This window comes from Achromobacter xylosoxidans (assembly GCF_001457475.1).
GTDB lineage: Bacteria > Pseudomonadota > Gammaproteobacteria > Burkholderiales > Burkholderiaceae_B > Achromobacter > Achromobacter xylosoxidans.
In genome coordinates this window covers 1,257,500-1,271,089 of record NZ_LN831029.1, presented here as the reverse complement: position 1 = coordinate 1,271,089, position 13,590 = coordinate 1,257,500, and the positions used below count along the sequence as shown (strand labels likewise).

Annotated in this window: 10 protein-coding genes; 3 read left to right on the top strand and 7 right to left on the bottom strand. The window is 62.2% G+C overall.

Annotated elements, in window-relative coordinates:
* Positions 1-27: 27 nt before the first annotated feature.
* Together AT699_RS05900 and AT699_RS05895 are read right to left on the bottom strand one after the other, a co-directional pair.
* Positions 28-1,578 carry a TolC family outer membrane protein gene (locus AT699_RS05900; protein WP_024067975.1) on the bottom strand — a complete coding sequence of 517 codons (1,551 nt, stop codon included), beginning with the start codon at positions 1,576-1,578 and terminating at the stop codon, positions 28-30.
* On the bottom strand, positions 1,579-2,910 hold the full coding sequence (locus AT699_RS05895; protein WP_024067974.1) for an HlyD family type I secretion periplasmic adaptor subunit: 1,332 nt from the start codon (positions 2,908-2,910) through the stop codon (positions 1,579-1,581).
* 79 nt (positions 2,911-2,989) lie between these two features.
* On the opposite strand from AT699_RS05895, the gene AT699_RS05890 reads away from it, so the two are divergent.
* Both AT699_RS05890 and AT699_RS05885 read left to right on the top strand, forming a co-directional pair.
* The gene (locus AT699_RS05890; protein ID WP_024067973.1) at positions 2,990-3,334 is read left to right on the top strand and encodes a UPF0175 family protein; all 345 of its coding nucleotides are present in this window, start codon (positions 2,990-2,992) and stop codon (positions 3,332-3,334) included.
* Positions 3,335-3,337: 3 nt separating this feature from the next.
* Positions 3,338-3,829, top strand: coding sequence for a DUF3368 domain-containing protein (locus AT699_RS05885; protein ID WP_024067972.1), 492 nt, complete (start codon positions 3,338-3,340; stop codon positions 3,827-3,829).
* A 26-nt stretch (positions 3,830-3,855) separates the two neighbouring features.
* Here the strand turns inward: AT699_RS05885 and AT699_RS05880 are convergent, their stop codons facing one another.
* The 5 genes from AT699_RS05880 to AT699_RS05855 all read right to left on the bottom strand — a co-directional run bounded on the left by AT699_RS05880 (position 3,856) and on the right by AT699_RS05855 (position 11,991).
* On the bottom strand, positions 3,856-5,664 hold the full coding sequence (locus AT699_RS05880) for a type I secretion system permease/ATPase (RefSeq protein WP_081247761.1): 1,809 nt from the start codon (positions 5,662-5,664) through the stop codon (positions 3,856-3,858).
* A 246-nt stretch (positions 5,665-5,910) separates the two neighbouring features.
* Positions 5,911-6,732 carry a hypothetical protein gene (locus AT699_RS05875; protein ID WP_024067969.1) on the bottom strand — a complete coding sequence of 274 codons (822 nt, stop codon included), beginning with the start codon at positions 6,730-6,732 and terminating at the stop codon, positions 5,911-5,913.
* 78 nt (positions 6,733-6,810) lie between these two features.
* Positions 6,811-9,675 carry a TonB-dependent receptor domain-containing protein gene (locus tag AT699_RS31450; RefSeq protein ID WP_155523065.1) on the bottom strand — a complete coding sequence of 955 codons (2,865 nt, stop codon included), beginning with the start codon at positions 9,673-9,675 and terminating at the stop codon, positions 6,811-6,813.
* A gap of 497 nt (positions 9,676-10,172) precedes the next feature.
* Entirely contained in the window at positions 10,173-10,928 is a 756-nt protein-coding gene (locus AT699_RS05860) for a class I SAM-dependent methyltransferase (RefSeq protein WP_158646886.1), read from the bottom strand.
* Positions 10,929-11,004: 76 nt separating this feature from the next.
* The gene (locus tag AT699_RS05855) at positions 11,005-11,991 is read right to left on the bottom strand and encodes a helix-turn-helix transcriptional regulator (protein ID WP_081247760.1); all 987 of its coding nucleotides are present in this window, start codon (positions 11,989-11,991) and stop codon (positions 11,005-11,007) included.
* A gap of 316 nt (positions 11,992-12,307) precedes the next feature.
* On the opposite strand from AT699_RS05855, the gene AT699_RS05850 reads away from it, so the two are divergent.
* Positions 12,308-13,588 carry an MFS transporter gene (locus AT699_RS05850; RefSeq protein ID WP_024067965.1) on the top strand — a complete coding sequence of 427 codons (1,281 nt, stop codon included), beginning with the start codon at positions 12,308-12,310 and terminating at the stop codon, positions 13,586-13,588.
* Positions 13,589-13,590 lie beyond the last annotated feature (2 nt).

Below are 13,590 nucleotides of genomic sequence, written 5' to 3'. Positions count from 1 at the left end.
CGCGCCTGGGCGCATCACCCAGGCCCCTTATCGAACCTCCGCCAGCAAATGCCGGTTGAGCACCAGCACGTCTTCTTCCGAGAACCTGCCGGCGTAGAACTGCAACTTGGCGTAGGCCTGGAACCATTCCACGTAGGTGCGCAGCAAGGCCTGCCGGGCCTGGTAGGACTGGCGTTCGGCCTGCAAGGCATCGGTGTTGGTGCGTTCCCCGCCGGCCACGCTCTTGCGCATGGCGTCCACCAGCGCCGTGGCGTCGCTCACGTTCTGGCGCAAGGTGCGTATGCGCTCGGCGCTGGTGCTGAACACGCGGTAGTACTGCTCCAGCGTGGTGATGGTGGTGTTGGCGGTGTGTTCGAGTTCGTAGCGCGCCTGTTCCAGCCGGTTGTAGGCCTGGCGCGTGCTGTAGTAGCTGGAGCCGCCGCTGAACAGCGGGATGGTGACCTGCAGGCCGATGGTGTTGGTCTTGTAGTCCCGGCCGCGGTTGTTGACGGTATCCGAGACGATGCGCTCGTGCGCCGCGTACAGCGACACGCGCGGCATGAACTGGCCTTTCTCGCGCTCCACCGTGAGGTCGTTGTAGCGCACCGCCAGGCGCGCGGCCTGGACCTCCGGGTTCTGCTCGCGGGAATCGGCCAGCAGCCGCTCCAGCTCGCCGTCGGGCAGCGGCGCAAGCATGGCCTGCTGGTCGATGGCCAGCAGCTCGCCTGCGTGAACCGGCTGCCCCAGCAGCGCGGACAATTCGCGCAGCCGGTCCGCCAGGTCGTTCTCGTAGCTCACCAGCTCCGACTGCGTGGCGCTCACCTGGCTGCGGGTTTCTAGGATGTCGATGCGCGTGCCTTCGCCCTGGGCCATCATGCGTTCGTTGCCGCGCAGCATGTCCTGGTACGCCCGCAACTGGTGCCGGGCCAGATCCAGCGAATCACGCGCCAGCAGCGCGTTCAGATAGGCGTCGATCAGCGCCACGGCCTGTTGTTGCAGTTGCAGCCGGTACTGCACCTCGGCGTACTCGGCCTGGGTCTTGCCCATGCGGTAGGTGCTGATGGCGGAATAGTCGAACAGCGTCTGTTCGATGGTCAGGCCCGCACGGCGGCCGAAGTAGCGGTAGTCGACGCTCTGCTGTCCGGCCGTCGTGCTGTCGTAATACTCGGTCTGGCTGGTGCGGTTGCGCAGGTAGTTGATCGAGGCCTGTGGCAGCAGTGCGGCGCGAGCGATGTTGCCGGCGTCACGCCCGGCGGCGAGCGCGGCGCTGGCCGCGCGCACCTGCGGGTCGTTGAGCAGCATGCGCTCATAGGCCTGCGTCAGGTCGAGCGTGCCCGACTGGCTGGGGCGCACCGCTTGGGCCGGCGCCGCCGTGGTGGCAGCGGCAGAAGCGGCCGGCTGCGTCAGCATCGGCGGGAACGCCAATTCCGTCTGCGCATGGGCGGTCGGCACGGCATCGGGCGCGAGCGCCACCACAACCGTGGCGATGGAGATCAGGTACCGGCCTTTGCCGGCTAGGAATCCGCGCCGCGGGAAGCGGACGGACAGGTGGCCATACAGCGAGGCGATGCGTGTCAGTGGAGAAGTTCGCCAGCCCATTCACTCCTCCGTCAGCGCCAGGCGGGCACGGTCGCGCAGCGGCTTGAGCAGGTAGCTCATCAAGGTGCGCTCACCGGTCTTGACGAAAGCCGTCACCGGCATGCCCGGCTGCAACTGCAAGCCCGGCTGCACCTCGCGGCCCTTCAGGTCATCCACCGCGATCTCGACGTGGTAATAGGGCATGCCCTGTTCGTCTTCCAGGCGGTCGGCGGAAACCGTCTTGACCGTGCCCGGCAGCTTGGGCGTGGAGGCGCGGTTGAAGGCCATGAACTCCAGCTCCACCGGCTGGCCGGCCTGCACCTTGTCCACGTTCTGCACGGGCAGCTTGCCTTGCACCATCAGCGGCTGATCGAGTGGCACGATGTCCATCAGCGTCTCGCCCGCGCTGACCACCCCGCCCTGGGTGAACACCGCCAGCCCCGCCACGATGCCCTCGGTGGGGGCGACGATCTGCATGTTGTTCACTTCGTACTGCGCGCTGTCCAGGCGCGAGCGCAGGTCCGCCGTGCGCGTGCGGGTCTCGGCCAGGGCCGAGCGCAGTTCCTTCTGGTAGTCCTCGCGCTGCTGGATCAGGCGCAGCTCGTATTCCTGCACCTGGCCCTGCAACTGCGCCAGGCGCCCCTGGTCGTCGGCCAGCGAACCGGCCAGTTGCAGGTACTGGCGTTCGGACTCCAGCAGGCGGTTGCGCGCCAGCAGGCCTTCGTCGGCCAGCGAACGCTGGCCCGCCAGTTGCCGCTCGAAGGTCTCGCGCTGGCTGCGGCGCGATTGCAGGATGCGTTGCAGGCTGTCGCGTTGCTCGCGCAGCCCGCGCAAGGTCGCCTCCAGCCCATCCAGCGTGGCGCGCTGGGCGCTGCGGCGGCTGTCGAACAGTTGCCGCTGCGCCTGGATGATCTCCGCCGCCTGCTGGTGGCCCTCGCGTTCGGCCCGCAGCAGGTGCTCGTCGAAGGCGATCTGCGCCGCCCCGTCGCGTTCCGCCATCAGGCGGTTTTCCGTTGCCAGGCTGCTGAGAAACTGGAACTGCAGCGAATCGAGCTGGTTGGCCGCCACGTTGGGTTCCAGTACCACCAGCACCTGGCCGGCCTTCACCCGCTGGCCTTCGGTCACCAGGATGCTTTGCACCTTGCCCCCGGCAACCGGCTGCACTGCCTTGCGGTTGCCGCTGACCACCACCTTGGCCTCCACCGGCACCCCCGCATCCAGCGGTGCCAGCATGGCCCAGCCGAGAAAGCCCATCACGCCCACCAGCACGATCAGCCAGCCCACGCGCACGTAGTGGCGGTCATCCACCGACAGCAAGTCGTCCTTGGCGTCGATGCTCAATTCCACACTCATGGCTATTTCCTTGGTATGTCTCTTTTAACTGCCTGAACTTTTGATCTACAATGTGTGTACACAAATGGAGGCTCATGCCATGCAAACATTCAGCATCCGCGAACTGCGCGAACGCTCGGGCGACCTCAGCCGGATCGCCGAGCAAGGTGAGCTTTCGCTCGTCACCCGGCACGGGCAGCCGTTGTTTGTCGGCGTTCCCTTTACCGAAGAATTGCTGCGCGCCGGGGTGCATGTGGCATTGGCGACCCGCCTGTTTCAGAGCGGCGATCTGAGCGCGGGCAAAGCGGCCAAACTGGCAGGCATGCAGCATCCCGAGTTTCTGGCCTACATCAGCCGCCAGGGCATTGCCGTGGTTGACTACGATCCGGCTGAACTGGCGGACGAACTGGCCGGGTTCGATGCGGCAGGCCAAGCGCAGAACTGACCCATGCGCCCCATCGTCGTGGCCGATGCCGGCCCCTTGATCGCCCTGGCAGGCTGCGGGCAACTGGTGCTGCTCACTGAAGTGTTCAGCACGGTGCATCTGCCGCAAACCGTCTTGCGGGAAACCTCCGGCGACCTGTCCCGCCCCGGCGCTCAGGCCATTGCCGAATTTGCCCAACACCATGCGCAGATACACCCGGATCGAAACGATGCCATCTACAGGCAAAGCATCATCGGTCTGGATGAGGGTGAATCCCAGGCCATCAGCCTGGCCCATGCGCTGCAATGCAGCCTGTTGATGGACGAACGCCGGGGCCGTGCGGTGGCACGCAGTTTTGGCTTGCCGCTGTTTGGCGTTCTGGGCGTTCTGGTACAGGCGCACCGGCTGGGCCACGTCAACCACTTGGCCCCGTTGCTGCGCCAGATGCAGGATCATGGCTACCGCATCGCCCCGGCGCTGGTCACTGCTGCCCTGCAAGCGGTTGGCGAAGCCTGAAATCTGCTTTAGCCGCGGGCGCATGTTCATGCGCCCTCCTTGCGCTGTGCGAAGTTCATGGCCGCGCCGTAGGTGGGCAGCGGCATCACCCGGCCTTGCGGCTGTGGCGGTGGCGGCGATTGCTGCGGACGAGGCGGGGCGCTACGCTGCATGCGCTGCATCACCTCGGTCAGCGGGCCGAAGTCAGCCTGGGCGCCGGCGTGCAAGATCAACAGCTTGTCGGCCTGCTTGAGGATGTTGGGCTTGTGCGTTATCAGCACCAGCGTGATGCCGGCCCGCTTGATGCGTCCAATGGCCTCGGCCAGCATGGCGTCGCCGGCTTCGTCGAGGTTGGCGTTGGGTTCGTCCAGCACCACCAGGCACGGCTCCCCGTACAGGGCGCGTGCCAGGCCCACGCGCTGGCGCTGGCCGCCAGACAGACCCACGCCGTTTTCCCCCAGGCGGGTCTGGTAGCCCTCGGGCAGTTGCAGGATCAACTCATGCACGCCGGCCATCTGCGCGGCGGCGATCACCTTGGCCTCGTTTACCTCACCGAAACGGGCGATGTTCTCGGCAACGGTGCCGGCGAACAACTGCACGTCCTGCGGCAGGTAGCCAATCAGCGCGCCCAGCGCTTCTGGCCGCCATTGGTCGAGCGGGGCGCTGTCCAGCCGCACCTTGCCGCGCAGCGGCGGCCAGGCGTTGACCAGGCAGCGGGCCAGTGTGGTCTTGCCCGCGCCCGAGGGGCCGATCACCACCAGGGTCTCGCCAGCGGCCAGCTTGAAGTTGATGCCGTGCAGCACCGGCTGTGTCTGGCTGGGCGGGGCGGCCAGCAACTGCTCCACCGCCAGGTGGCCGGCGGGCCGGGGGAAGTCCATGCCCTTGGCCAGCGGCGGGAAGTCACCAAGCAACTGGCTCAGGCGCCGCTCGGCTTCCTTCACCTGCGTCCATTGACGGGATGCGCCAATGATCTGGTCGATAGGGGCCAGGGCGCGGCCCAGCAGGATGGAGCCGGCAATCATCATGCCCGCCGTCATCTGGTTTTCCAGCACCAGCCAGGCCCCCAGGCCCAGCGCCAGCGATTGCACCGCCATGCGCAGTGCCTTGCTCCAGCCCTGGATCTTCGCCATACGCGCGCCGGCCAGGTTCTGCTCGCGCACGTAGGCCAGATGCTGCTCGGCCCAGCGGCGACGCAGGTTGGCCAGCATGCCCATGCCGGCGATGACTTCCGCGTTGCGCAGGTTGGCCCCGGCATCGCGGCGCGAGGCGATCGCCAGTTCGCCGGCCTTCTGCAGGTGCGGGCGGCTGACCCGTTCGTTGATCCAGCCCACCAGCATCAAGAGCGCCGTGCCGCCCAGGGCGAACCAGCCCAGCGCCGGGTGGAACCAGAACATCACCAGCACATACACCGGGAACCACGGCGCATCGAACAGCGCGAACAGCGACTGCCCGGTGGCGAACTGGCGCAGCTGCTGCAAGTCTTCCAGCGGCTGGGCGGCATTGAGCTTGCCGGTCTTGAGATTGGCTCTGAAGGCGGCGTCGTAGATGCGCGGCGACAGCTTGCGGTCGAAGCCCGTGCCCAGGCGCAGCACCACCAGCGAGCGCACCCATTCCAGCCCGCCCATGAAGGCGTACATGCCCAGCAGCATGACCGTGAGCATCAGCAAGGTCATTTCGTTGCCGGAGGCCAGCACCCGGTCATACACTTGCAGCATGTACAGCGCCGGGGCCAGCATCAGGATATTGATGACGCCCGAGAACACGCCAATGTGTACGAAACTGCGCTTGTAGGTCAGCAGAGCACCGGCCAATTCGCCGCGCGCGCCCTCTGCCGGCCGGGATTTGCCCGCCGTCATCACATCACCAGCCCTTTTTACGGAAAAAAGAAACCCCCTCCCCACAAAGGCGGGGAAGCCGAAAATCTGCCTGCAAGTTGCTTTTGCAGGTTTTTCCGCAAACCGCTAGAATTGACGGCTTCCGGAAACGGAGCCTGGCCAAAACGCACCAGGCCCCGGTACTGCCCCGGTCAGGCGGTGGCTCTTCCCGTCAGAAAATCACCACCGTCTTTCCGATAGACCTCCATGCACTTCTGGAATGGTCGCTTACGCGGCCAGCAGGAGGTCGCTGTCCACTTCCGCCACTGCAGCGAAGGACGCAGAGGTGATCACCCCACCCGAGGCGTAGTCACCGGCCTCGTCGTAGTACTCGATCGACACGCCCGTTCCGGAAAGCGCAGTTTGGATATCCTCGAACGAATCGGTGATATCCGAACCTTGCGACTCCAGGTACTTGTCGAGCACCCATTCGAAGGCCTGGGTGTTCGTCTTGTCGAACGCCAGGCTGTACAGAATGGTGGAGTTCAGCGTGGCCGTTTCATACAGGTTGGCGTTGGCCAGGATGCTGGACAGCGCAGTGCCGTCGGCAGCCGTTGCAGAAACGCTGATGGCGCTGTTGCCATTGGCTACGCCGAACTGGCTGGCCGCCACGGCATTCACTGCGGTGTTAAAGCCGTTGACCACCAGTAGCGGCAGACCAGCGTTGAAGGTCGTCAACGTCCCGGAAGCCGGAGCCGGACCAGTGTCGCCACTCGGGGTATCGCCCAGGTACAGAGTGTTCAGATTCCCGGAGGTCACGAACTCGTAAAGACCATTGCTGTTTTGATCGATCGTATTCCACGAGAAGCCCGCGCTGGATTCCACGAGGAACTTACCGCCACCGAGCGACGGATTGGCGTAATCCACGCCCTGACCGGCATACCAGTTGAAGTCGTAGATCTGATTGGTGCCAGGTTGATAAATACCGACACCAGTGTGGAAAACCCCATTCACATCACGAATGGAGCCGATGTAGTCGGGATCGTTTTGACCAATCCCCGTTTCATCGTAGATATCACGCCAGTCGGTTATCGCAGTTTGCAAAGACATGAGTCTTCTCCTTGCTTGCATGCCGGCCGCCACCCCGGCACCAGTTGCTTCACCCCCAACGGATGACGCAGCGGAAACTTAGAATCGGTATTCCAGATTGGCCGTTATCGTGCGGCCGGGATAGAAGTTGTATCCGAAGGATGTCGGAACGCCATCGAATTCGTCGGTGAGATTGGCGAGATATACACCAACCTTCAACTGGTCGTTGAAGCGATAATTGGCGAACAAATCCACCTTGATCGTCTTGGGCCAGAGATATGCCTCGACCCAGCCATCACCATTCGGCAATGGTCCCGAAGAATTATTTCTGGGGTCATAGCTGCCAGCACCTGTCTGAGCACTTTCAACATAATAGTAAGCAGCGCGCTGTTTGCCTCGGAAATGCAGGGTGCCGCCCACTTCCAGCTTTCCACCGTAGGGAGTTAATGCAGCAGTCATGCTTGCGCGAATTGGATCAATCAGGCTGGTTTCCATCCAATTCCAACCCGAGTAACATTGGCTTCCGCCATGACCTGTCGGGGAATAAACCGTATTGCCGTCGGTATCGGTCGTCACATAGTAGCTATTGCCGCTCGGAGATCGGTAGCTGCACATTTTGTTGTCGTGACGCAGTGGAACGGTCAGATTGCCGCGCACATAGAACAGCGGTTGGCGATATGCTAGATTAAGTTCAAAGCCGTGACGGATGACGGTTTCAAGGTTGTTGACATTGGCCATGGCCGAGCCCATAGATCCACTGCCATTTTGGATACCATCATTTTCGATCCAGATAGGGCCATAGCCAATATAGTTGCGGATCCGGTTTCGGTAATAGCCGACTCCAATACTCAACTCGTCTGACGGCGTTAGCCAAGCAGAGTGTTGGTAATTTACGCCGAGCTGCAGGGAAAGATTTTTTTCCGGTTGCAGATGAGGATTGGCAAGAAACGATTGCTTCAACCAAGCGCCGGACGTATACATCTCATTGCTGGTCGGTGCACGTTCACTGTAACCAATTGATCCATAAGCAGTCAGGCCCGTGCCTGGCTTGGTGTACTGCAATCCGAAACTAGCGGATTTCAAATTAAAACTATGTTCCTGATCATCGGTAATGGTGCGGTTGTATCCATTGTCCGAATTAGGATCTATCTTGAAGTATTTTGACAGCTCTGCTAGTTCCACTTGAGCCATTTGCCGAGCCTCACGGACTGAATATCCTTGGCTTCGATAACGTTGTATTAATGATGCCCCACTTGGCAAGATGCCTGCCTTTGCAACGTTGCCGACCCGGAATCTCGGTGAGAAGACATCCATCTTGACGCGCTGCCAACCCACGCCGACGCTGGTTTGCCATGGGCCATCACTTTCAGTACTGAGATTCAAGGCGATGCCATAGGTAGTATTGCGAGAGCTAGGATCCCAATCTTGCGCGTTCCATCCCAATCCTTGTTTTTCTCTTTCTATCCTGAGCCACTCATCTTCAGAGAAGTTGTTGACATCCTTGTCGGTTCGACGTAGCTCGAGCGCAGCGTCCAGGCGCAAAGGGCCTACCTTTGGCGCGGAAAAATGACTGGCATTGCTCAACTTTATTCCGGTGGAATTGTTATCAATGAAGTAATGCAAGTCCTGTCCGACAGCCTCGGTTCCCGGAATACCTTTCCAGCGCTGTTTTCTATCCTGTGATTCGCGATAAACTTGTACCTGGGGATTGATCAGACCCGAAAAATAGCCCTGATATTTCAAGCTGATCACGCGATTGTCCAGTTCGGACCCTATGTGCCAAGGGCGACCGTTCCAGTAGGCATCACTGCCATCCAACGGCAACCATACGCTTGGCTCCTGGTCTGTCTGGAACTTCGCATGACTGGCAGTTGCGAACAGCTCCAGACTCTGGTCGTAGTCATCGTTGAAGTAATGACGCACGCGCAACATCTGCGAGTCCGCCTTTTTCTCGGTTCCTCCTAAAGCGCCGGATTTGGCTGCTTGCTGGAGTTGCTTCAATCTTTCGGGGGAAAGCTGGCAGTTTCTCAGGCCACTCCTGCCACCGCTACCACCGTCGATACCTAAAACATAGTTGTACCGGCAATCTCCTCCAAGGTTATTGCTAGGGTCGATTCCGCTGCCTGGTTGATAAAATTGCAGATTTGAAGCGTGAAAATACTTCAGCATATCGCCTTCATCGAAATGGCTACCAATACGATATGCTTCGTTCTCGCTATCGGATGCGCCCAGCATCACATCCCAGCGTTCATTCCTTCCGCCCAGAAAGAATGAGCCAGATGGTTTTTGTCCATTCTTGTATTTACTGAATCCGGTAGAGCCTCGAACCATCCCTCCGAAACTTCTGTCTGGGAGCAAGATGTCATCCACATCCAGATAACGGAAGTCGACAGAACCGCCCAGACTGCCCAGGGTACCGGTGCTGGTATAAACGCCTCGGGTCACGTCGATGGATTTCAGGAATTGGGGCTCGACGAAGATGGAGCCGGTCTGTCCGATGTCTCTGGTAAAGGCGTGAAAGTTCTGGGTAATGCCTTCCAAGGATTGCGAAACACGGCCATGCCCGGCAATGCCCTGCACACCAACAGAGACTTCCGGTCTGGCATACAGGCTGTTGACGGACGTACCCGAGATCTGGTCGATCAGATCACTCATGTGGCTGGCACCGCGCCGCTCGACGTCCTCCTTGCTGGCCCCGGTGGTATTGCCGATCTTCTTTTCTTCTTCTGCGGCGACGCCGATGACGGTAATCGTGCCCAGCTCGTTTACCGGATCGCTGGCAGATTCGTGTTCGCTGATGGCGTCGGTTGAGGACGGTACTGCGCTTTGGGCCAGCGCGGCCTGGCCGCCCAGCGCCAGCATGACGGCGACGCATAGTCGACTGTAAGCGAGGCCTCCTGGCACCCCCGTTTGGTCTTTCCCTAAATGCTGCATGCTTAGTGCTACCTCGTAATAGTGATCCATCTCTTATTGATAATGATAATCGTTACGATAACAAGGCGGTTTTTACCCCTCCAGGCACAACAGTCGTGGGGAGGGGTGAGCCGGACTGATGATCGGGTTCGCAGGTAAAGCGTTGACGCAAAGCCACGCTTTCGAATCCAGCCGTCCATCATTGGCTGTTCGAATCTGCACAATTCCAATCCTGCGAATGCAATGCTAGGAAATAGCTTCCGGGGCGGCTACCACATTACGGCCCGGAGTTGTCTATTACGGAATATTTTTTGCACAGATGCGTGCAGGCTCAGGGCCAGGCACGAGTGGCCGGGCTGCGACAGGCGGGAAAACCGGTGAAGAAGCGGCCGCAGTGAGCGGCCCCAGCGGGATATCGGTCGATAGCCAATATCCCGCGGCGGCGTGGGAAGCGCCGTTCGGTGAGCCCCCGCAGGGTGGACGGTGCGCACCCCAGTCAAGATACTGGGGCTAGCGGTTCGGCTCAATGGCTCTAGACAAGGGCGGCATCAGCGCAGGTGCAGCAGGGCGGCCGGCACGGGGCTGTTGGTCAGGCGTTCGGATGCGAAGCCTGCCCCAGCGGCTTCATCGATGATCTTGTCGAGGCCGAAGGCCCGCCAGTCGCGCTGGATCGGCACGCTGCGGATCTGCGTCTCGCCGTCGTGCTGCTCGAAGCGCATGTGCCAGCGAATCAGCTCCGGCTCTTGCTCGACGGGCTGGCCGCTGAGCCAGATGTCGTAGCGGTGCCGCCCGACGTCGGAGCTGGCCACCCGCGATTCAGGTACCGGCTGCGGCTTGTCCAGCGGCATCACATCGACCAGGACGACGCCTCCCGGTGCCAGCGCGGCGGCCAGGCGCGGCCAGAGTGCCTTTCGGGTGGCCTCGTCGAAGAAGCCGACGCAGCCGCAGATCAGCGCCACGTCGATGCCGCTGGGCAGCGTGGCATCGGCAATGCCGTGCGGATGCACGGTGACCTGGCGGCGCAAGTGCGCATCGGCCAGGATGCGGGTCATCAAGCCGATGCGCATTGAGGCCGAGGGTTCGATGGCGTGGATGTCTGCCTGCGGATAGGCCTGTGCGATGAGCGGCAGCGCCACGCCGGTGCCGGAACCTACATCTATCACCAGTTGCGCGTCGGGCCGGGCCGCTCGCAGCGTTTGCAGCATCGAGTCGTTCCGTGCCCGCCAGTGCTGCGCGGAAAGTATGTCGTACCACTCGGCGGATTGGGTGTAGGCGTCCTGGGACGCGGCAGGGGTGTCGGACATGGTCTGCTCCTGTTCAGGTTGTCGAAACCGTATCTTCACCGCCGGGCACCACGCGGCCCGACGGCACCAGTTGCGCTCAATCGGTTGCCCGGTATTCGAGCAGCCAGTGTTTGGGCGAGGCGCCGATGTTGTTGCGAAAGACCTTGCTGAAGTGGCTGACATTGGCAAAGCCTACGGCCTGGGCCGTGTCGGTGACGGAGACGCCGTGCACGAGCATAGCCAGCGCGGCATCCAGACGGATGCGGGTGAGGCATTCGTGCACCGTCAAGCCGTACAGCGCCTGGAAGCCGGCCTGCAGCCGTTTTTCGTTCAGGCCCACGGCCTGCGCCAGGGTCGGCACGCTCCATGGCTCGCTGTACTTGCTTTCGAGCAGGTTGCGCGCACGCACTAGGTGCGGCCTGTCCGACGGCACGGCCCTGAGCGTGGCGGCACTGCCATGCTCGCGCCCACTCCTGCACATGAGGACTGCAATGGCTTCGGTCACTTTGGCGCACAGGAACACATTGCGGGCCCGGCAGTCGAGGTAGCGGCAATGGCTGATTTCGCCGGCCACGCGCTCGAGCGCGTTGAAGACCGGCATCGCGGCCATGCTGACATCGACGTGCGGCATGCTGCCGCTGCCCGCGCAGCGCATGCACTGGAGTATGTCTTCTATCTGCAGGCCGGTCATGCCCAGCAGCGCCTCGCGGGTGAGGTTGATGTTGACCATGCGGAAATCGCGCTCGGCCGAGAACACGTCCCAGCCGCTGACCTGCTGGCCGATGGCCATCAGCACGGCCTGTCCGGACCGCAGGCGAAACTCGCTGCCGTCCTTGATGGCGGCTTCCATCTGGCCTTCGAGCAGGATGCTCATCGACAGCGAAGGCCCTCCCTGGGCCTCGAACGCCCACTGAGAGTTGGGCCGCCCATGCATGCAGCAGATGTTCACGCCTTCTAACGGGCGGTCCAACTGCATGGTGTTGCGCCAGTCTTCAGGAATGTCCAGCAGCATGCTGTCCAGCATCCGGGCGGGGTCATGCTTCGCGCGTTCGCTCACTCTCCTGATCGGGATGTCCGCAGCCATAAAAATTTTCCGTAATAGACAAGTTCTGTCCGTAAAGCGGGAGCCAGCGCGCCGAATCTACGCAATCATTCCCCTGTTTGAGGCGTTATGCTCATCTTACATTGAAACACGTCTCATTTGCATTACGGCTTATACCAGCGTTTTATTGCTTTGTCCTCAGTGGCTTTAATGACTGAAGACGGTAGCCCCGTTCCAGAACATTGGGCTTGAGACGCCGCAACTTGTTGCACGGTGTTCTTCTGCGGCTCTGCGGCCGCGGGGTGCTGCGCTGTTTGCCGTTTCGCGCCTGTGTTTTGCATATGGAGAGTTGGAATAGATGAATACGATCGCTTCTTCGTCGGTCGCGTCCTTGAAGCTGCGCCATCTGTTGCCAGCCGTTGCCGGGGTCTACATCACCCAGACCCTCATCACTGCCCTGATCACGCAGGCCCTGCCCACGCTGCTGCGCAGCGAAGGTGCCTCGCTGCAGTTGATCGGGCTGACCGCGCTGCTGTGGGTGCCCTGGGGCATACGCTTTCTGTGGTCGCCGCTGGTGGAGCGCTGGCGTTTGCCGGCAGGCAGGCTGGAGCGGCGTTCACGCATCCTGATCCTGACGGGCCAATGGCTGATGGCCGCGATCCTGTTCCTGCTGGGGTTGGCGAGCCTGGCCGGGCAGCTGTCGCTGAGTGGGCATGCGGGCTGGATACTGGGCGTGCTGCTGCTGGCGGCCCTGGCGGCCGCAACGGCCGATGTGGCGTGCGACGGGTTCGTGGTCGATCAATTGGCCATGAACCGGCGCGGCTGGGGCAATGTGGCGCAGGTCGGCGGCAGTTATGTGGGGGCCATGCTGGGCGCGGGCGGCTTTTTGCTGGTGGCCGGGCAATATGGTTGGCCGCTGGCACTGATGGCGGCAGGCTTGGCCGTCGTGCTGCTGGGCCTGCCGATGTTGCTGCTGCGCGAGCCGCCGCGCGACCGGGCGCTGGCCGTCGATCACCGCCCCAGCCTGCTGCATGCGCTGCGCCGGCCGCAGGTGCGCCATGGTCTGTTGCTGCTGTTGCTGTCCAGCGCCGGGGTGCGCCTGACATTTGGCATGTTCGGCCCTTTCCTGCTGGATCGCGGTATGACGGTCGAACAGTTGGGCTGGTTGTTCGGTTCGCTATACGTCGGCGCGGGGCTGACCGGCGTGGTTCTGGGAGGCGTGCTGGTGCGCTGCGCGCCTGGCTGGCGTGCGGTGTGGATGGCGGTCGGCCTCAAGACCTGCGTGCTGCTGGCTTTGGCCCTGGCCGCGCCGGCGGCATCGCTGACGCTGCTTATCGTGCTGGTCGGCCTGATGTTCATGATACTGGGTGGCCTGTGGGTGGCGTTGTACTCGGCGTTGATGGGGCTGACCTCGCCACTGCAGGCCGGGCTGGATTTCACGGTGTTCCAGAGCGCCGACGCGCTGCTGGCGATGGCGGGCGGCGTGGCCGGTGGCTGGCTGGCCCAGCACCTGGGCTATGACTTTTGCTTCGGGCTGGCGGCGGCGCTCACGGTGGTGGCGGCGCTGGTGGTCTGGCGCCAAGCGCGGGTCGACGAGCGAACGGCTACGCAGTCGCTGGGAGGTGCCCATGCCGGGTAACG